Source organism: Polaromonas sp. P4_H1, assembly GCF_056400945.1.
On sequence record NZ_JBFUKG010000020.1, the window covers coordinates 87,092 to 106,546 of the forward strand.

At 63.8% G+C, this 19,455-nt stretch carries 18 protein-coding genes and 1 pseudogene; 10 read left to right on the forward strand and 9 right to left on the reverse strand.

Going from position 1 to position 19,455, the window contains the following annotated elements; genetic code table 11:
- Positions 1 to 75 precede the first annotated feature (75 nt).
- From AC1DS5_RS21665 to AC1DS5_RS21680, 4 genes are all read right to left on the reverse strand, one after another.
- Positions 76 to 855 carry a TerC family protein gene (locus AC1DS5_RS21665; RefSeq protein ID WP_477720318.1) on the reverse strand — a complete coding sequence of 260 codons (780 nt, stop codon included), beginning with the start codon at positions 853 to 855 and terminating at the stop codon, positions 76 to 78.
- Positions 856 to 1,122: 267 nt separating this feature from the next.
- A complete protein-coding gene (locus AC1DS5_RS21670) occupies positions 1,123 to 2,295 on the reverse strand; it encodes an AI-2E family transporter (RefSeq protein WP_477720319.1) in 1,173 nt (390 codons plus the stop codon).
- 199 nt (positions 2,296 to 2,494) lie between these two features.
- Positions 2,495 to 3,235: a LytR/AlgR family response regulator transcription factor gene (locus AC1DS5_RS21675; protein WP_477720320.1), complete on the reverse strand. Its 741-nt coding sequence runs from the start codon at positions 3,233 to 3,235 to the stop codon at positions 2,495 to 2,497.
- Complete coding sequence (locus AC1DS5_RS21680; protein WP_477720321.1) at positions 3,232 to 4,296, reverse strand: sensor histidine kinase; 1,065 nt, start codon at positions 4,294 to 4,296, stop codon at positions 3,232 to 3,234. The genes AC1DS5_RS21675 and AC1DS5_RS21680 overlap by 4 nt, the downstream gene beginning before the upstream one ends.
- A 262-nt stretch (positions 4,297 to 4,558) precedes the next feature.
- On the opposite strand from AC1DS5_RS21680, the gene argH reads away from it, so the two are divergent.
- The 6 genes from argH to AC1DS5_RS21710 all read left to right on the forward strand — a co-directional run bounded on the left by argH (position 4,559) and on the right by AC1DS5_RS21710 (position 12,435).
- Positions 4,559 to 5,968, forward strand: a complete 1,410-nt coding sequence (gene argH / locus AC1DS5_RS21685) for an argininosuccinate lyase (RefSeq protein WP_477720322.1) — start codon at positions 4,559 to 4,561, stop codon at positions 5,966 to 5,968.
- A 365-nt stretch (positions 5,969 to 6,333) separates the two neighbouring features.
- Positions 6,334 to 6,993 carry a response regulator gene (locus tag AC1DS5_RS21690; RefSeq protein ID WP_011484566.1) on the forward strand — a complete coding sequence of 220 codons (660 nt, stop codon included), beginning with the start codon at positions 6,334 to 6,336 and terminating at the stop codon, positions 6,991 to 6,993.
- Positions 6,990 to 8,390, forward strand: a complete 1,401-nt coding sequence (locus tag AC1DS5_RS21695) for an ATP-binding protein (protein WP_477720323.1) — start codon at positions 6,990 to 6,992, stop codon at positions 8,388 to 8,390. The genes AC1DS5_RS21690 and AC1DS5_RS21695 overlap by 4 nt, the downstream gene beginning before the upstream one ends.
- A 144-nt stretch (positions 8,391 to 8,534) precedes the next feature.
- A complete protein-coding gene (locus AC1DS5_RS21700) occupies positions 8,535 to 10,040 on the forward strand; it encodes a Do family serine endopeptidase (RefSeq protein ID WP_477720324.1) in 1,506 nt (501 codons plus the stop codon).
- 225 nt (positions 10,041 to 10,265) lie between these two features.
- Positions 10,266 to 11,021: an enoyl-CoA hydratase/isomerase family protein gene (locus AC1DS5_RS21705; RefSeq protein ID WP_477720325.1), complete on the forward strand. Its 756-nt coding sequence runs from the start codon at positions 10,266 to 10,268 to the stop codon at positions 11,019 to 11,021.
- A 265-nt stretch (positions 11,022 to 11,286) separates the two neighbouring features.
- Positions 11,287 to 12,435, forward strand: coding sequence for an alpha-hydroxy acid oxidase (locus AC1DS5_RS21710; RefSeq protein ID WP_477720326.1), 1,149 nt, complete (start codon positions 11,287 to 11,289; stop codon positions 12,433 to 12,435).
- A 108-nt stretch (positions 12,436 to 12,543) separates the two neighbouring features.
- Here AC1DS5_RS21710 and AC1DS5_RS21715 read toward each other — a convergent pair whose 3' ends face one another.
- Positions 12,544 to 12,948, reverse strand: coding sequence for a DUF3224 domain-containing protein (locus AC1DS5_RS21715; RefSeq protein WP_477720327.1), 405 nt, complete (start codon positions 12,946 to 12,948; stop codon positions 12,544 to 12,546).
- Between the two features lie 59 nt (positions 12,949 to 13,007).
- Positions 13,008 to 13,904, reverse strand: a complete 897-nt coding sequence (locus AC1DS5_RS21720; protein ID WP_477720328.1) for a c-type cytochrome — start codon at positions 13,902 to 13,904, stop codon at positions 13,008 to 13,010.
- A 305-nt stretch (positions 13,905 to 14,209) separates the two neighbouring features.
- On the opposite strand from AC1DS5_RS21720, the gene AC1DS5_RS21725 reads away from it, so the two are divergent.
- Complete coding sequence (locus tag AC1DS5_RS21725; protein WP_477720337.1) at positions 14,210 to 15,421, forward strand: Y-family DNA polymerase; 1,212 nt, start codon at positions 14,210 to 14,212, stop codon at positions 15,419 to 15,421.
- A 25-nt stretch (positions 15,422 to 15,446) separates the two neighbouring features.
- On the opposite strand, the gene AC1DS5_RS21730 is transcribed toward AC1DS5_RS21725, so the two are convergent.
- Together AC1DS5_RS21730 and AC1DS5_RS21735 are read right to left on the reverse strand one after the other, a co-directional pair.
- Positions 15,447 to 16,043 carry an RNA-binding protein gene (locus AC1DS5_RS21730; RefSeq protein WP_477720329.1) on the reverse strand — a complete coding sequence of 199 codons (597 nt, stop codon included), beginning with the start codon at positions 16,041 to 16,043 and terminating at the stop codon, positions 15,447 to 15,449.
- 18 nt (positions 16,044 to 16,061) lie between these two features.
- Positions 16,062 to 16,631, reverse strand: coding sequence for a DUF3455 domain-containing protein (locus AC1DS5_RS21735; protein ID WP_477720330.1), 570 nt, complete (start codon positions 16,629 to 16,631; stop codon positions 16,062 to 16,064).
- Positions 16,632 to 16,832: 201 nt separating this feature from the next.
- Here AC1DS5_RS21735 and AC1DS5_RS21740 point away from each other — a divergent pair, with 201 nt between their 5' ends.
- Genes AC1DS5_RS21740 through AC1DS5_RS21750 form a run of 3 tightly spaced genes read left to right on the forward strand, consistent with a single transcriptional unit; the run spans position 16,833 to position 18,936 of the window.
- Positions 16,833 to 17,444, forward strand: coding sequence for an RNA polymerase sigma factor (locus AC1DS5_RS21740; protein WP_477720331.1), 612 nt, complete (start codon positions 16,833 to 16,835; stop codon positions 17,442 to 17,444).
- Positions 17,441 to 18,193, forward strand: coding sequence for an anti-sigma factor (locus tag AC1DS5_RS21745; protein WP_477720332.1), 753 nt, complete (start codon positions 17,441 to 17,443; stop codon positions 18,191 to 18,193). Before AC1DS5_RS21740 ends, AC1DS5_RS21745 begins: the two co-directional genes overlap by 4 nt.
- Positions 18,194 to 18,228: 35 nt before the next feature.
- The gene (locus tag AC1DS5_RS21750; RefSeq protein ID WP_477720333.1) at positions 18,229 to 18,936 is read left to right on the forward strand and encodes a phytanoyl-CoA dioxygenase family protein; all 708 of its coding nucleotides are present in this window, start codon (positions 18,229 to 18,231) and stop codon (positions 18,934 to 18,936) included.
- A gap of 283 nt (positions 18,937 to 19,219) precedes the next feature.
- Here AC1DS5_RS21750 and AC1DS5_RS21755 read toward each other — a convergent pair.
- Positions 19,220 to 19,455, reverse strand: a pseudogene (locus AC1DS5_RS21755) (IS4 family transposase); the annotation flags it as partial.

The window sequence follows — 19,455 nt, forward strand, 5'->3', positions numbered from 1 at the left end:
GTTGCACGGGATCCGGGGTCATCCGGGGTCGATTTCCGCCTGCGCCGGGGGCCGGCGCATCCGGCGATGGCGAGCTCAGCCTTGATCCGGCAGGTCGGTTTGCGCGGCTTTTTCACGCGCATAGGCCGCGTGCAGATGCGCAGGCGTGGCGGACTTGCGGCGCATGCGGATATTGAGCATCTCCACCGACAGCGAGAATGCCATGGCAAAGTACACAAAGCCCTTGGGTACGTGGTACTCGAAACCTTCCGCAATCAGCACCACGCCAACAACGACCAGAAACGACAGCGCCAGCATTTTGATGGTCGGGTGGTCAGACACAAAGCGCCCAATGGCGCCGGCAAACAGCATCATCAAACCGACCGAGACGATGACGGCGGCAATCATGACGGGCAGGCTGTCCACCATCCCCACGGCCGTGATGATGGAGTCCAGCGAAAAGACCATATCGACCACCATGATCTGCACAATGACGGCGGCAAACGTGGCCTGCACCGCACTGGAGGCGTGGCCTTCCTCGCCTTCCAGCGACTGGTGAATTTCCCCGGTGCTCTTCCAGATGAGAAACAGGCCGCCACATATCAGGATCAGGTCGCGTCCTGAAATTTCCTGGCCGATCACGGTAAAAACCGGCGCTGTCAGACCCACAATCCACGACAGCACCATGAGCAGCCCGACACGAATGAACATCGCCATGAACAGACCCAGACGGCGCGCCAGTTCTTGCTGCGCCTTGGGCAGCTTGTCGACCAGAATCGAGATGAATACGATGTTGTCAATGCCCAGCACCAGTTCCAGCGCAGTGAGCGTGGCAAAGGCAATCCAGGCTTGCGGGTCGGTGAGCAGTTCCATCATGGCATGGCCTCTTTCTTTTTTTCAATGATCCAGCGCGGCCATGTAGCGACCGCAGAAGTTTTACACCAGTAGGGGCCGCGGGACTGGCTTTGCCAGATCGCAAGCGCAGCGGCCCCCTCGGGGGCAGGGAGCTACACGCAGTGAGCGACCGTGGGGGCTCTTCACCCCAGCCGGGGCCGCGGGACTGGCTTCGCCAGACCGCAGGCGCAGCGGCCCCCCCGGGGGGCAGGGAGCTACACGCAGTGAGCGACCGTGGGGGCCTCATTTCTAAGAGCCCAGAAACTCGCCAATGGGCTTGAGGTCATCAATCCGGTCGCAAACGGACTTGACGATCATCAGAATCGGTATGCCGAGCAGCAAGCCCCACACGCCCCACAACCAGCCCCAGGCCAGCAGACCGACAAAGACCGCCACCGGGCTCAAGCGGCTGGCGCGGCTGGTGAACCAGGGGGTGAACAGGTTGCCCACCAGCATGTGGATGACCAGCGAGGCGCCGGCCACCACGATCGCCATGTCGAGCGAACCAAACTGCAAAAACCCCACCAGCCCCGACGCGCCCGCCGTCACCAGCGAACCCACATAGGGAACGAGGTTCAGCACACCGGCGGCAATACCCCACACCGCAGCGTTGTCCAGCCCGATGAGGAGCAGGGCCAGCCAGGTCAGCACGCCGACCAACGCACTGGCCAGCAGCTGCACCTGCAGGTAGCGCTGGATCTGCCCGGTGATCTCATGCAAGGCCTGTAGCGTGATTTTCTTGCTGCTGAAGCTGGGCGTCAGCTTGATCAGCTTGCGGCGGAAGCTGTCACCGGAGATCATCAGGAAGTAGGTCAGGAAAACCACCACGGTGAACTGGCCTATCAGCGTGAGCAGGCCCAGGGTGCCTGTCCACAGATAGTCCCGCACATTGAACGTTGCCGTCTCAACGACGACCCGCATGGCGCCCCGGGATGATCCGGGAGAGGCGGCACCACTTTCACGCGCTGCCTGTTCGATCTGGGAAGCGGCTTTCTGCACGTTTTCCAGGGCACCGTCTGGCTTGCCATCACGCATTTTGACCGCCTGCCTGAACTTTTGCGCCGCCAGCGGCAACGACTCCACCAACCGGGAAGCCTCATCGCGCAGCGAATACGCGGTCGAGCCGATCGCGCCCAGAATGGCCAGCAGCAGCACCGCGGCGCTGAGCCAGCGCGGCACGCGTTTGAGCTCCAGCCAGTTGACCACGGGCGACAGCGCATAGCTGAAGAGGAGACCCAGCATGAGGGGAATGAAGACCGCCTTGGCCCAATGAAGCATAAACAGGCTGGCCAGAATCGCCAGGATCACCAGCGAGACACTGCGGATGTCTACCGGCATGTGCAGCAGCAGCCGTTCCGGCTCCGGCAAAAGCGCCGCCTCCGTCTCGGCAAGCGGCGTATCTTTTGCGGCTTCTTCAGTCATTGTTGCTCCTCATGGACCCCACAGCTGCAGGCTTTGCCCGTCGTACCGGCAAAACCCCGCGAAAAACCCGCGTGGGGCAGTCCCCGTCATCGTTATGCGTCCATTGGACCTGAACAACCCGCCTGTCGGTGTAGGACGCAGGCACCGGAAGGAATCAGCTGCCGCCCCCGGTCCCGCCAGCCCCGAACCGGCCCACCCGTCATCCCGCGATGGCTTCACGCACCGCACTGAGCTGGCGGCGCGACACGGCCAGCAATTCGTCGATGCCGTTGAGCCGCACCGCCCAGCCTTCGCCTTCCTCGGGATCAAAATGCTTTTCGAGCGCGCGCACCGCGCGCCGCGCGATCAGCGCATTGCGGTGTATGCGCATGAACTGCGCGGCATGGCGCTCTTCCAGCTCGCTCAGTGATCCGTCCAGGATGTAGCTGCGGCTGGCGGTACGCACCGTGATGTATTTCAGCTCGGCCTTCAGGTAGAGCACCTCGGCCAGCGGCACGCGCTCCGTGCGCCCCCGGTCCTGGATGATGAGCATCTCCCGGGATGCATCCGCCTGCGGTCCCGGTACGGTCTGCGCAAGCCGGCTCACCTTCTGCAGCGCCTGCTGCAGGCGCTCCAGCCGTACCGGCTTGGTCAGGTAGTCGATGGCTTCCAGCTCGAAAGCCTGCACGGCATGCTCGGAATGCGCCGTGACAAACACCACGGCCGGTGGCCGGGGCAGGGCTGCAATGGTGCGGGCCAGCGCCATGCCGTCAACGCCCGGCATGCGGATGTCCAGCAATACCGCGTCGAAGCTGTCCTGCCGCAGGGCGTTCATGGCCTGGACCGCATCGCAGGCTTCCGCGGCCACCACCGCCTGCGGCGCCGTACAGTCGCCCAGCAGCGTGCGCAGGCGCGAGCGGGCGAGTGCTTCATCATCAACCAGCAGTACCTTGAGTTTCATGCAGGAATCTCCAGCCTGACCTGAAATACACCATCCTTGAACACGGTCTTGAACTGTGCCTGCACATCATGCAGCAAAACCAGGCGCTCGCGCACATTGGCAAGCGCCAGCCCGTTGCCGCGCTCCCCCACCCCGGCCGGCGTCGAATTGATCACCTTGATCACCACCTTGCCACCGCGCCTGAGGGTGCTTATCCGGAGTTGCGCCCCGCTGGCGCTGGGCTCCACGCCATGCTTGACGGCATTTTCCACCAGCGGCTGGAGCAGCAGCGGCGGCAGTTTGGCCTCATCAGCGCTGGCGTCCAGGCTCCACTGCACCTGCAGGCGATCACCAAAGCGGATCTGCTCTATTGCCAGGTAGCGCTGGGCCAGCGCAATTTCCTGGCCCAGCGTCACGGACTCGGCCGGATCAGCCAGCGCATGGCGAAACAGCTCGCTCAGGTCCTCCAGCACGGCCTCGGCCTTGGCCGGCTCGGCACGCACCAGCGCAATGGCGCTGTTGAGTGTGTTGAACAGGAAATGCGGCCGGATGCGTGACTGAAGCTCGGCCAGCCGCGCGGCGGTGGCTGCCGGCGTGCGCGCCTTGGCACGCCAGAACAAACCCGCCAGCACCATGGCCGACAGCAGGGCGCCCGAGGCGGCGCTGGCCCACCACGGCGCCGGCTGCAGCAGCCCTATCAGAGCCAGCAGACCGCAGCCATAGAGTCCGGCAGCCGCACCCAGTGCCATGCCGGCCAGCCACTGCAGCGAGGTATCCAGCCGGTTCAGCCGCAACTTGAGCGCGCAAACGGCGATCAGCCAGGCCAGGGTGGCGGGCAACACCCCGCCGGTCAGCAGCGAAACCCGCAGCAGCCAATCCATCGGGTGGTTGGCGCCAAACATGGCGCCAACCCCTGCCACCGCCTCCACAAACAGCACCGCGCGCAGCACCACCCCGACATGGCAGGCGTCAAACATGCCGGTGCGCACCGGCGGCCACGCCACCACCTCTTCGTCGGCGGGAATAAAGCTTCCCAGCAGCGTGGACTCCCCGAAGGTCTGTGGATCAGGCAAAGGCTTCATCGTTTGTGCGGGCGTTCCCGGGGTTATTCGGGGTTATTCGGGTTTATGGCAGTGTCTTGTTGCGGAACGCGGCATGGCGGTCAGTCACAGATAAAATCACCGGAAACGAGTATGGCACCGGCCGTGGCCTTCCAGCCCGGGTTGAAACCCGATTTAAACCCGGCCGCAGCGAATACTTGCCCAGAATAGCGCACCTGGCGCCCTAACCCATGGCGCGCGGCCTCGCAGCCCTGCCGCGCAACCGCCCGAAAGAAAGCCCGACGTGAATCAATTCGACAAAAAATCCCAAGCCTGGTCAGCCCTGTTCTCCGAACCCATGAGCGACCTGGTCAAGCGCTACACGGCCAGCGTGTTTTTTGACAAGCGCCTCTGGCAGGCCGATATCACCGGCTCGCTGGCCCACGCCGACATGCTGGCCGCGCAAAAGATCATCGCACCCAGCGACCTCGCGGCCATCCAGAAAGGCATGGCGCAAATCACCGCTGAAATCGAGGCGGACACGTTTGAATGGAAACTGGACCTCGAGGATGTGCACCTCAACATCGAAGCGCGGCTGACCCAGCTGGTGGGCGATGCCGGCAAGCGCCTGCACACCGGCCGCAGCCGCAATGACCAGGTTGCTACCGATGTGCGCCTGTGGCTGCGCGGCGAGATTGACCTCATCGGCGGCCTGCTCGGTGACCTGCAAAAAGCGCTGGTCGACATTGCCGAGAAAAACGTCGACGTGATCCTGCCCGGCTTCACCCACCTGCAGGTGGCGCAGCCGGTGAGCTTTGGCCACCACATGCTGGCCTATGTGGAAATGTTTGCGCGGGACGCCGAACGCATGGCCGAGATCCGCCAGCGCGTCAACCGGCTGCCGCTGGGCGCCGCCGCCCTGGCCGGCACCAGCTATCCGCTGGACCGCGAGCGCGTGGCCAAAACCCTGGGCATGGTGGACGAGCAGGGCCGCGCCTGTGTCTGCCAGAACAGCCTGGACGCCGTCAGCGACCGCGACTTTGCCATTGAATTCACCGCCGCCGCCACCCTGGCCATGGTGCACATCAGCCGCATGAGTGAAGAGCTGATCTTGTGGATGAGCCAGAACTTCGGCTTCATTCACATCCCCGACCGCTTCACCACCGGCTCGTCCATCATGCCGCAGAAGAAAAACCCCGACGTGCCCGAACTCGCCCGCGGCAAGACCGGCCGCGTGGTCGGCCACCTGATGGGCCTGATCACCCTGATGAAAGGCCAGCCCCTGGCCTACAACAAGGACAACCAGGAAGACAAGGAGCCACTGTTCGACACCGTCGACACGCTGAAAGACACGCTGCGCATTTTTGCCGAGATGGTGGCTGGCATCACCGTCAAGCCTGAAGCCATGGAAACCGCCGCGCTGCGCGGCTACGCGACCGCCACCGATCTGGCCGACTACCTGGTGAAAAAGGGCCTGCCCTTTCGCGATGCGCATGAAACGGTGGCGCATGCCGTCAAGGCCGCCATCTCGCATGCGGTGGACCTGTCGGAACTGCCGCTGGCGGTGCTGCAGCAGTTCAACCCGAGCATCGAAAAAGACGTTTACGATGCTTTAAGCCTGCGCGGCTCGCTCAATGCCCGAAACATCCTGGGCGGCACCGCCCCGGCCCAGGTGCGGGCGCAGATTGCAAGGCATCGCGCCCGCCTCGCCTAAGTTCCGGCTAAGGTGTACTTTGTAGACTGAACAGCTACGAAGGACACAACAATGCGTTATGTGACACCCCCGTCCAGGCTCACTGCGTGTAGCCTGCTCCCCCCTCAAGGGAGCGGCGCCTGCGGTCTGGCAAAGCCAGTCCCGCGACTCCCACTGGTTGTACCCGCTGGAACTCTTCAACCCAGCATGAGCCGCGGAACCGGCTTTGCCGGGCCGCAGGCGGGCGGCCCCCGAGGGGCTGGAGCCCGCGGCTCCAAGCCTGCCTGCGCAGGCTTGGACGGGCGACAGAGGCGAAGCGTCTCGCGAGCCGCGGCCGGCAAGGCCTCGGGAGCTACACGCAGTGAGCGACCGTGGGGGCTCAAATAATGCGCTTACTGCTGGTGGAAGACGACGCCATGATCGGCGAGACCGTGTTGCACGTGCTGCGTGCAGAACACTACGCCGTGGACTGGGTGCGCGACGGCAGCATGGCCGACCAGGCCCTGCGCAGCGAGCAGTACGACCTGGTGCTGCTCGACCTTGGCCTGCCGCAGCGCGATGGGCTGGAAGTACTGCGCTCACTGCGCGCGCGGCGCAATGCCACACCGGTGCTGGTGGCCACGGCGCGCGACGCCATCGGCGACCGGATCGCCGGGCTGGATGCCGGCGCCGACGACTATGTGGTCAAACCCTATGACATCGACGAGTTGCTGGCCCGCATACGTGCCCTGATACGGCGCAGCGCCGGTCGGGGCGAACCGGTGTTTGAGCACAAGGGCGTCAGCCTCAACCCCGCCACCCGCGAAGCCAGCGTTCATGGCCAGCCGGTGTCGCTGTCCGCACGTGAGTGGGCCGTGCTGGAGGCCCTGCTGGCCCGCCCCGGTGTGGTGCTCTCGCGCGCCCAGCTGGAAGAAAAACTGTTCAGCTGGAAAGACGAGGTCAGCAGCAACGCGGTGGAAGTCTATATTCACGGCGTGCGCAAAAAGCTCGGCAACGAGCTGATTCAGACTGTGCGCGGCCTGGGCTACCTGGTACCCAAGGAATGAGCCGCACCACCCCGCCGCCAGCCACCGGCACGCACTCGCTGCGGGGCCGGCTGCTGTGGTTTGTGCTGGCAGCCATCCTGCTGGCGGCGCTGTTGCAAGCCGCGACCGCCTACCGTGGCGCCCTGCAGCAGGCCGACGCCATGTTCGACGACCATCTGCAGCAGATGGCCCGTTCGCTGCGCAGCGGCATTCCCCTGGGCTCGCCGCTGATCGACGGCGACGAAGACGCCAGCTTTGACCTCTATGTGCAGATCTGGGGCCAGGACGGCACCCAGCTCTTTCGCTCGACCCGCTCGGCCTTGCCGCCGCGTGCGGTCCTGGGTTTTTCCGATGTCGAGGCCAACGGCAATCGCTACCGGGTCTACACGCTGCAAACCGCCCTGCAAACCGTTCAGATCGCGCAAGACCTCGACGCGCGTTCGGCGCGTGCCCGCGCACTCGCCCTCAGGGCGGTGCTGCCCTTTGCCCTGCTCACCCCGCTGCTGATGCTCGCGGTGTGGTGGGTGATCAGCCTGTCGCTGGCGCCCATAGAACGCGCCCGCCGCCAGGTGGCCGGCCGGTCGGCGGACGACTTTTCTCCGCTGGCCCCGACCGGCCTGCCCGACGAGGTGCGCCCACTGGTCGACGAACTCAACCTGCTCTTCGGCCGGGTGCGCGGCGCGTTCGACGCGCAGAAGAATTTTGTTGCCGATGCGGCGCACGAGTTGCGCTCACCCCTCACGGCCCTGAAGCTCCAGGCCCAGGCGCTGCGCCGCAGTGATGACGATCCGGCGGAACGCGAAGCGGGCATTGCGCGGCTGAACCAGGGCATAGACCGGGCAATACGCCTGGTGGAACAGCTGCTGGTGCTGGCGCGCGAAGAAGCCGGCCCGGGGGAAAATACCGAGGGCAGCGGTGACGTCAACCTGCACGAGGTGGTCAAGCTGGCGGTGGCCGACGTCTTGCCGCTGGCGGGGCACAAGCAGATTGACCTGGGCCTGGCCGATGAGCAGGGTACGCAGGTGCCGCCGGTCCCCGGCCAGGGCGAAGCCCTGCGCGTCATGCTGCGCAACCTGCTCGACAACGCCGTCAAGTACACACCGGCGGGTGGTCAGGTCGACGTGTCGCTGCAGCAGCAGCAAGGCCAGCCGGTGCTGACGGTGGAAGACAGCGGGCCCGGCATTGCGGCGCAGGACCGCCCACGCGTGTTCGACCGATTCTTTCGGGCCAGCGACGTAGCGCTGGAAACCGGCAGCGGCCTGGGGCTGGCGATTGTCAAGGCGATTGCCGAGCGGCACGGCGCAACACTGGCGCTGGAGCGCTCGTCCCGGCTGGGAGGGCTGAAGGTTGAGATCCGCTTTGCGCCCGGCCCTACGGCCACTACGGCCACTACGGCTGCTTCGGCCGCAGCGCAATAGCCACTGCGGGGCCGCGCCCACCCGCCCATCTGCTCACCTTAAGCCTCGTCTAAGGCTGGCTCCCCATAGTTGGTCCTGTGGGCACGAGGCGTGCCCGATGTGTGTCCGATATCTATATCTGTCTCCAACGCAAGGAAGCCAACCATGACATCCGCAGCATTGAAAAATACCCGATTGATCGTTGCCCTGCTGGCCGCTGGCGCCATGGGTGGTGCCAGCGTCAGCGCGCTGAACGCCCTGCATGGCAGCGCCGTTGCCGCCCCTGCCTCCGCAGCCGTTGCCACTACCGGCGGCGTGGCCAGCACGCCCGTGGCGCTGCCCGACTTCTCCCGGATCACCGAGCGCCACGGCCCAGCAGTCGTCAACATCAGCGTCACCGGCACCACCAAGGTGTCCAGCGGATCACCTCTGGCCCAGGGCGATGATGACGACGATGCTCTGGCCGGTGATCCATTTTTCGAGTTCTTCCGCCGCTTCCAGCAGGGACAGGGCCGACAGGGCCGCGGCGGCCAGCAGGAAGTTCCCACCCGAGGCCAGGGCTCCGGCTTCATCGTAAGCAGCGACGGCATCATCCTGACCAATGCGCACGTGGTGCGCGATGCGCGCGAAGTCACGGTCAAGCTGACCGACCGGCGCGAATTCCGCGCCAAGGTGCTGGGCGCTGATCCCAGGACCGACGTCGCCGTGCTGCGGATTGCGGCCAGCAACCTGCCGGTGGTGACCCTGGGCAAAACCAGCGAATTGAAGGTCGGCGAGTGGGTGCTGGCGATTGGTTCGCCCTTCGGTTTTGAAAACACCGTGACGGCCGGCGTCGTCAGCGCCAAGGGTCGGTCCCTGCCCGACGACAGCACCGTGCCCTTCATCCAGACCGACGTCGCCATCAACCCCGGCAACTCGGGCGGCCCGCTGTTCAATGCCCGCGGCGAGGTGGTCGGCATCAATTCACAGATCTACTCCCGCAGCGGCGGCTATCAGGGCGTGTCGTTTGCGATTCCGATCGATATCGCGGCCAGGATCCAGAAGCAGATCGTGGCCAACGGCAAGGTGGAGCATGCGCGCCTGGGCGTGGCGGTGCAGGAAGTGAACCAGACCTTTGCCGACTCGTTCAAACTCGACAAACCGGAAGGCGCCCTGGTGTCCACGGTTGAAAAAGGCAGCCCGGCCGAGAAGGCGGGCCTGCAGTCCGGCGACGTGATTCGCAAGGTCAATGGCCAACCCATCGTCTCCTCGGGCGACCTGTCGGCCCTCATTGGCCTGGCCGCCCCCGGCGACACCGTCGCGCTCGACGTCTGGCGCCAGGGCGCCGCCAAATCGCTCACGGCACGACTGGCCAGTGCCGACGACAAGTCCGCCCAGGCCGCCAGCAAAAAAGACTCGCCCAGCCAGGGCAAGCTGGGCCTGGCCCTGCGTCCGCTGCAGCCCGACGAAAGGCAGGAGGCAGGCCTCGACAGCGGCCTGGTGGTGCAGCAAGCCAGCGGCCCGGCGGCGCTGGCCGGCGTGCAGGCTGGCGACGTGCTGATCGCCATCAATGGCACACCGGTCAGGAATGTCGAGCAGGTGCGTAGCGTGGTCGCCAAAGCGGACAAATCGGTGGCGCTGCTCATCCAGCGTGGCGACAGCAAGATTTTTGTGCCGGTGAACCTGGGCTGAAGTCTGCGGAGATGGCGAAAAAGGATGGGTGCCGGTTGACCGGTATAAAACGGTATAAAGGAGGAGGCGATGCCGCGGGGCCGTCAGCCGCAAACTGATTCCTCCCACCCCGCCCTCCTGGTCTGAGGAGGGCATTTTTTCATCGGATCATCCATCCCCGCCAGAACACCGCCGATAGCAGCCGTCTTGACACCAAGACACGGAAAGAAACCATGGAGACAAGCCATGTCGCAAGTACTGTTTGAAAAACACGGGCCCGTCGCCATCGTCACGCTCAATCGCCCGGAGCGCCTGAATGCCATCAGCGAAACGTTGCTGGACGACCTGCACGCCGCCCTGCTCAAGGCCCAGCTCGATGAGGACATCAAGGCCATTGTGCTTGCCGGCGCAGGCCGGGCGTTTTGCGCGGGTGCCGACCTGAAGGAATTTTCCGGGCAAGCCGCCACCGCCCGGGACACATCAAACTATGCCGAAAAAATCCAGCAGGTCACGCGCGACATCATGTTCAACGGCAAGCCCGTTGTCGGAGCCATCCAGGGGTTTGCCGTGGGTGGGGGTTTCGAGTGGGTGCTCAACTGCGACATGGTGGTAGCGGCCGAAGATGTGGTCTGTTTTTTTCCCGAAATGAGCTGGGGGCAGTTTGTGACCGGTGGCGTCACCCATCTGTTGCCCCAGGCTGTGGGCCACCAGCGTGCCATGGAACTCTGGTTGCTGGGCGAGAAGCAAAGTGCCGACACGCTCTACCGGCTCGGCCTGGTCAACCGCGTGGTGCCCAAGGAGAAAGTGCTGGAGACCGCAATCGCGCTGGCCGAGAAGATCAGCGAGCGCTCCACTTTCACCGTGTCGCGCCTGAAAAAGATGGTCAATACGCAACTCTCAGGTCAACTGGCAACGGCCTTGCAGCTGGAAGCCGAAGCAGCGGCCAGTGCCATGGGAAACGAGGACACCCAACAGCGCGTTGCGGGCTTTACCGCCCGATAAACAGGGCAGCACCTCGCACCGCTGAAGCCTTTTTTTGAAACTGAAATTGCATGACGGTGATGACCGCGCGATGACCATGGCTGCCTGGCCCAGGCCTTGATTCGTGTCCTCGCCAACCTTCGGCATTTGTCCGCCGCGGACGCACCGGACCACGTGCCAACGTGAGAAAAATTACACCGGCACGCCTGATTCCAAAAAACTTTCAAACCGCCGGGCTGCCAAACTGGCTACGATGCGGGTCGAGAACCCAGGAGTTACCTCACCCATGCCCGTCATCACCAATATCGAAGACCTGCGCGTTCTGGCGCAAAAACGTGTTCCCCGCATGTTCTACGACTATGCCGACTCCGGCTCGTGGACGGAGAGCACCTACCGCGCCAACGAGAGCGACTTCCAGAAGATCAAGCTGCGCCAGCGCGTGGCCGTCAACATGGAAAACCGCAGCACGGCCACGCAGATGATTGGGCAAAACGTTGCCATGCCGGTGGCCATCGCCCCGACGGGCCTCACCGGCATGCAGCATGCCGACGGCGAAATCCTGGGCGCCCGTGCGGCCAAGAAATTCGGCATTCCGTTCACGCTGTCCACCATGAGCATCTGCTCCATCGAGGACGTCGCCGCCGGCACGGACCGCCACCCTTTCTGGTTCCAGCTGTATGTGATGAAGGACCGCACCTTCATTGAAGGCCTGATCGACCGCGCCAAGGCCGCCAATTGCTCGGCGCTGGTGCTCACACTGGACCTGCAAATCCTCGGCCAGCGCCACAAGGACCTGAAAAACGGCCTGAGCGCACCGCCCAAACCCACGCTCGCAACCATCCTCAACCTCATGACCAAGCCCCGCTGGGGCCTGGGCATGCTGGGGACCAAACGCCACGGCTTTGGCAACATCGTCGGCCACGTCAAGGGCGTCGACAACATGGGCTCGCTTTCGGAATGGACGGCCAAGCAGTTCGACCCGGGCCTGAACTGGGGCGATGTCGAATGGATCAAAAAGCGCTGGGGCGGCAAGCTGATCCTCAAGGGCATCCAGGACGTGGAAGATGCGAAACTCGCCGTCAACTCGGGCGCTGACGCGTTGATCGTGTCCAACCATGGCGGCCGCCAACTCGATGGGGCGGCCTCCTCCATCTCTGCCCTGCCGGAGATCGTGGAAGCGGTGGGCCAGCAAATCGAGGTGCACATGGACGGCGGTATCCGCTCGGGGCAGGATGTGCTGAAGGCAATGGCGCTGGGCGCCAAGGGCACCTACGTCGGCCGCGCCTTCCTGTACGGCCTGGGCGCCATGGGCGAACAAGGCGTGACGAGAGCGCTGGAAATCATCCACAAGGAGCTGGACCTGACCATGGCGTTTTGTGGCCGCACCAACATCAACACGGTGGACAAAGGCATCCTGCTGCCGGGGACGTACTGACCACAGGGCACCGGCCGGGGACTCACAATTCTGAAGAAAATCTCATTCTGGTTAAGCAAAGTTCTTATGGCCAGAAGAAGTCGCCAGTACGGCTGTTTACCGCATCTGCTACGGCAAGGGTGAAATCTCGTAGTCCATGGCGTACAAATGCTTGCCATCGGCAATCTGGATGCTGAGCGTGCCGGTGAGGCCGGTCAATTCACCAGTACCGGAATCGGGCACCACGCTGACTACCAATTGCGGTGCGCCCCGATTCATGGTGCCGCTGTGCTGCAACACAAAGCTGCCGCTTTTCCCGTTCAGCGTGCCGGTCACGCATTCCATCGCGACATAGCCGGCCGAGCCTTTGACAGCCGTGCCCGCGCTGAGCATCTCGCCCTTGCTGGTGGCCTGCAGGTCGCCGCTGAAGGTCTTATTGATGGACAGCCGCCCCATCAGTGGCCCCGCGTCCGCATTCGCCAGGGATTGCGGCACGAGATTGACTTCAAAGCTTCCGGCGGCATGGGACGGCATGGTATTCACTTTCAATGGGAGGTGGCAATGCCGGCCATGATGCCAGAGTGCCTGCAGTTTTACCGCTGCCCGAAGGGCCGGGCCGGCACCGTTTGCAGGTAAGCGTGCAGCGCCCGCGTATCGACATCGTTCATGGCCGACAGCGATCCAAACGGCATCACCTGGATGGCTGTGCCGTCAGGCCGTTTGCCGCTGCGCATCATGGCCATGAACTGCGCTGCGTCCTTGTAACGCCCCATGGCACTGCCCTCGCCGGGCGTGATGTTGGCGGCCGCCGGCCAGTCCGGGGGGCCACCGGGAATCTTGCCGCCCGACAGCTTCTCGCCATGGCAGCCGATGCACATATTGGCCACATAGGCGCCATGCTGCACCGTCACGGCAGCCGCCACCGGGGTTGAAGGCGGCAGCGAGTGGTCAATCCGTTGCGCCGCATCTGGAATGGCGTCAAAACCGTAGAGCACCCAGGCCGGCAGGGGCAGTTCGATCACAGCGGCGCGGGAACTTTGTGGCGGCAAGCTGCGCACATACGCCACCAATGCGGCCAGGTCTTCATTGGTGAAGCGGTTGTAGTCCTCGCTGGGCATGATCAGCGCCGGGCGCCCATCGGGCTTGACCCCATGGCGTATCGTGCGAACCCAGTCCTCGGGCTTGTACCCGGCCACCACGCCGCCAGGCGTGATGTTGGGCCCGGCGATGCGCGTGCCTTTGCCGTCATTGACAAAGTCGCGCCCGCCCCCGTTCGCGCCATGGCAGTCAACGCAACCGCGCGACTGGAATAAATATTTGCCACGCTCCAGCGCCTGGCCATCCGAGGCGTACGCCACGGGTTGAACCGGCACACTCACCTGGCGCATGCGTTTTCGGTCGGCCAGCTGCGTGCCCACCACGGCCGCACCCGCGACCAGCAGTACGGCCAAGCCCAGGCCGGCAGCGCTCCATTTAATCCAGCGTTTCATGGTATTTCCCCCTCCATTAGCCTCGAAGGCGTGCCACCACCGGGCAGCATCGTCGCAGGTAATCGGCCAGTGTAGGCAGCCGCGGATTCTTTGTCAGTGACAAAATAACATTGCCTGGCGTGAAACCGGTGTGGGCAGCCAAAGCAATCAGTCCCCCCACACTCGCGCCCGCATCGGCGTGGAAGTCGGTATCCGGGAGGTTGACCACACAAAAGCGATGGCACGTCGACGAACGCTATGCTTGCCATGTGAACGTTTCAACCCTGCCCCACGGCGCCAGACTGCGCCGCATTGCCCACCTCGACATGGACGCATTTTTTGCGTCCATCGAGCTGCTGCGCTACCCGCAGCTCAAAGGCCTGCCGGTGGTGATTGGTGGCGGGCGGCGCAAGGTGGATGAAGAACTGCTGGCGGCGCAAGGCGAGCGAGCGCTGCGCTTCATTCCAGTGGAAGATTTCCCGCTGCTCAAGGACTATGTGGGCCGCGGCGTGATCACCACGGCAACCTATGCCGCGCGGCAATTTGGCGTGGGCTCGGCCATGGGCATGATGAAGGCCGCCAAACTCTGCCCGCAGGCGATTGTGTTGCCGGTCGATTTTGAAGAAGTGCGCAAATACTCGCGGCTCTTCAAAAGCACCATCACCGAGATTGCCCCTGTGATGCAGGACCGCGGGGTGGACGAGGTGTATATCGACTTCACCGATGTGCCCGGCGGCCAGCGCGAGGGAGGCCGGGTGCTGGCGCGGCTGATCCAGAAAGCCATTTTTGAAAAGACCGGCCTCACCTGCTCGGTTGGCGTGGCGCCCAACAAGCTGCTGGCCAAGATGGCCAGCGAGTTCAACAAGCCCAACGGCATTTCGATTGTGTATGAGGAAGATCTGCAAACCATGATCTGGCCGCTCAACGTACGCAAGATCAACGGCATTGGTCCCAAGGCGGGGGAAAAGCTGGCGCGGCTGAACATCCACACCATCGGCGAGCTGGCCGCACAGGATCCTTCGCTTCTGATTGCCAACTTCGGCAAGGCCACGGGCGCCTGGATGCACGAGGCCGCCTGGGGCCGTGACGACCGACCGGTGGTCACCGAGAGCGAGCCCGTCAGCATGAGCCGGGAAACCACCTTTGACCGCGACCTGCATGCGGTACGCGACAAGGCGGTGCTTGGCGCCATCTTCACCGATCTGTGCAGCAAACTGGCACAGGACCTGCAGCGCAAGGGCTATGTGGCCAAAACCATAGGCATCAAGCTGCGCTATGACGATTTCAGGATTGCAACGCGCGACCAGACCGCCGACAGCTACACCGCTGACGGTCAAGCCATCCGGAAACTGGCGGGCCTGTGCCTGAAGCGGGTTCCGCTCGAGAGAAAGCTGCGCCTGCTGGGCGTTCGCGCCAGCACGCTGGCCAAAGCCGGTGAAGAGCCGGTGCCCGAACAAAAATCGCCATCATCCCGATCGGGAAGCCCGCAACAAGGGCAACACGGTATTGAATCGACAGCAAACGATCAATTGTTTTAGCGCATCGACCGCTCCATCTTCAGCGCTAGCTAGCACTCCTTTCAGAGCCACCATCCAGCGGTGCAAGGTCGGATAAATAGACACGGTTGCCGAGCTGCAACTCATGCCCTTTCTGCCGGGCGGCCTCGAAGGCGGCAAACTCTTCGGCCGTGGGGTGGTGGTCGTGCTTCCGGTGCGGCAGCGGCAGGCCCGGCGCCGTGGCCCCGCCGCCGCTGTGCTTCGCATCAGGCCGGCTGGTCTCGAAGCCCTGAATCTGGCCGTTGACCTGCCAGTACACCGCGGACACCGTGATGCCGTACCGCGCGGCCGCATTTTTGGTGATCGCCACACCCAGGACGACCAGTTGCCCGGGACGGCCTTCGCGGTTGTGCAGGAAGTCGGTGGACAGATCAACCAGAACTGAATACTGGTGACCGCGCCTGTCGTTGCGCACCACACGGAACCGGTAGCTCGCCGACAAGATGCCGTGGGCCTGCATCGTGACCGTGATGGCCTCATACAGCATTTTTCGCCGGAACCACATGCGCTCTTCAAGACTCATCTTGACGGGCGTGGTCTCCGGCCCGGCAGGCTCGGATTTTGAGCGCTTCCCGGTGCTAAACAGATTCTTGAGTACGAACATGCTGGGGTGACATCAGGGCTATTTCGCCGCAAAGAAAACGTAGTCGGCCGTATAGCCTTCCTTGCTGCGCTTGCCGGCGTCGGCCTTGGTCTCGCAGCCCTTGGCCGGCGCATTGCCGCCTGCCGTGTTGAGACGCTGCACGCTGGTGACGCTGGCCATCCTGCCGGTCGCATCGCTTGATTTGGCGGACAGCAGCAGCAGCGGAATGTCTGCCGCTCGCTCACCATCGGCGCGGGCCTTGACGGTGCCTACGGTCTTGCTGCCGTCAAGCGCCGCCCAGCTGGGGCCGGCACCGTGGGTGCCGACTTTCTCGTTTTTCTGGTTGAAGAGATCAGCCTCGGGCGCCACAAACACCCAGGCCCAACCGCCCTTGTCGGCGGCGCGGCATTCATAAATCTGCGAACCGACGGCGTGCCAGGTGAACGCCACGCGCTCGCTATCGGCGGGCCTGAGCGCCGCAGGCACGGGTTTCGCGGCGTTTGCGGATCCTTCCGGTTTGGACGAGGCGCAAGCACTGAGCAGGCCGGCGCATAGCGCAGCCAGAACCAGGCTGGTGGCGGCTGATGGAATTGCGGAAATCGATGTCATGAAAACCTCCTGAAATGAATTGATGGATAAACAGCCGGTCGGCTGAGGCGCGTAGCCAGGTGCCCTGGTTCCGCCGCCTTGCCTGCAAGGGACAAACGCTGCGTTTTGAAAATCGGATGCAGATTCGCAAAAATATTTTTGTCACGAGGCCTGGGCGTTTGCCGCCCGGCAAAACTCCAGGAACTTCATATACTCGGCCGCATGAAGCTGGACACTGATGCGGACACCCGTAGCCTGGAAGCGCTGATCGCGGCTGCGGCGCAAGGCGACCATGCCTGCTTCGCCCGGATCTATTCACGCACCCATATGCATCTGTTTGGCGTTGCCCTGCGTATATTGAGACATGGACAGGCGGCCGAGGATGTGCTGCAAGAGGCGTATGTGAGCATCTGGAAAAATGCCGGCAGCTATCGCAGCGAGGTAGACGGGCAAACCATTCAACCCATGACATGGCTGATTGCCATCGTCCGCAACAAGGCGCTGGACGCCTTGCGCTCCCGCACGCGCCGCAAGGAAAACGAATTACCCGAGTCCGGCGACGTGGACGAAGAAGACACCGAAACCACCGCAACGCCCGCCCCCAGTGCCATGCAGCTTCTGGAACAAGCCAGCCAGGCCCTGCATATAGAAGGCTGCATGAATGCGCTGGAAGGCAGTTACCGCCAAAGCCTGGCGCTTGCCTACTACCAGGGCTTGTCGCACACCGAGGTGGCGGCGCAAATGGGCGCGCCGCTCGGCTCCGTCAAAGCCTGGATACGGCGCGGGCTGGAAAAACTCAGAGGCTGCCTGGCCGCGCAGGGAGTGACGCCATGAGGTACACCCACCCTGAACTGCTGGAACACCTCGCCTCGTCTTATGTGCTGGGCACGCTGGCGGGCGGCGCACGGCGCCGCTTTGAACGCCTGCAGCGCGACCGCGCCGATGTGCGGATGCTGGTGACGCAGTGGGAAACGCGGCTGGGCCAGCTGGCCATGTCAGTGCCGACCCAGCGGCCTTCGCCGCAGCTGTGGGCCGCTATTGCCGCACGTACGCAACCCGACCGGGCACCCGCTGCACCGCCTGCCATTTCCCCTTCGGCCTCCTGGCTGGGCTGGCTCAAGCCGGCAGGCTTTGGCCTGGGTGGCCTGGCGGCCGGGGTGATAGCGGCCAGCGCGCTGTTTGTAGCCATGCCCTCGCTTTTCATGTCCAGCGACCAGATCGCCATGCGTTCGGGTGAAAAACTGCCACAAAGCTATGTAGGCCTGCTCACCGATGCGCAGGGCAACGGCAAGCTGCTGGTGAGCTCGCTGCGTCACGGCAAGACCATGACGGTCAAGGTGATAGGCCCGATCACACCGCCCGCTGCCGGAACGCTGGTGCTGTGGGCCGTGCCCGCCAATGCGCCGGCCTTTGCACTCGGCGCCGTGCCCACCAGCGGTTCGGCCGTTTCCATGTTGCCCGACACGTCGGAGAAGCTGCTGTCCAAAGTGGGCAAGCTGATGGTGACGCTTGAGGCCAGCGCAACGCCTGCCGTTCCTGGCGGGACCGTGGTCTTCAGCGGCAATTGCGCGAAGTTGTGGTGAGCCTGCCAGGCTCCCCCGCTGACAGGCCAACCCAGATGACACAAGGCCGAAAAGACCTGCCACCGGAAATGAGCCATACCGAGTTCACGGCCCGGGGCTTTGCCCTCACTGCACAGGTGCTGACTCGCGCCGAGTGCGAAGCCGTCGCCCGCCGGGTTGCGGAGGTTCCGGCAGGCTCGGCAGGAACGCGTTGCCTGCTGTCCCAAGCCTGGTGCCGGGCGCTGGCTGCAAAAATCAGCCAGCATCCATCACTGTCGCCGCTTATTCCTTCCGATTTTGTCGCCACGCAATGCACCTACTTTGAGAAATCGCAGTCTCGCAACTGGCTTGTGCCCATGCACCAGGATTTGAGCATCCCGGTTGGCGGTCGCGTAGAGCACGAAAGCCTGGGCGGCTGGTCCGAAAAGGAAGGCACCCTGTATGTTCAACCGCCGGTCGAACTCCTGCAGCAGCTGGTAGCGGTGCGCCTGCACATCGACGCTTGCGGCGTCAACGACGGTCCGCTGCGAGTGGTGCCCGGTTCGCACCTGTGCGGCCGGCTTCCGGCAGAGGCGGCGGCCGCCGCCCGCCAGTCGCTGGCTGAGTTCGTCTGCACGGCCGGGCAAGGAAGTGCGATGGCCATGCGCCCGCTGCTTTTACATGCGTCGTCGAAATCTACGGGCAGCAGCATGCGCAGGGTTCTGCATTTTCTGTATGGCCCCCGCGAATTCCCGTTGGGCCTTCGGTGGCAGCATGCGGTTTAAGAGCCTGTTCACGATTTATTTGGGGTCGCGTTGGGACGCAATCGGGATGAGTTGGCTGCCAACATCACGCCGCATGGGCTCATGCCCATGCAAGGGATTTGGTTGCCAAATCGCCCGATTTCGTCCCAACCCGAAGGGCAGGTGCCTTTTCGGGCCGTCTGCGGCGTTGCACTGCTTGCCAATAGCCGGGCTATTGGCGGCGCACTGCGCCTTGCAGCCCATCCCGAAAAGACAACTGCGCAACCCCAAATAAATCGTGAACAGGCTCTAAGCCGAATGGCACTTACTTTGGCTCATAGGCATGACCATGCCTCTGGACGTGTCGGCGAGCCTGGTCGCGGGGCACCTTCAACCAGGGGTAGGGTTTGGGCCTTCGTTTTCGCATTCGCGGCTCGATGCGTCCGGGTCGATGGCCGACCCTGCATTGTGCGATCAACGTGAATAGCCGCCCGCAATCCTTCGTGGCCGAGAGGCCTCGCGAGACCCACTCTGTCCACAGTTGCACCGTGTGCTTGAAGC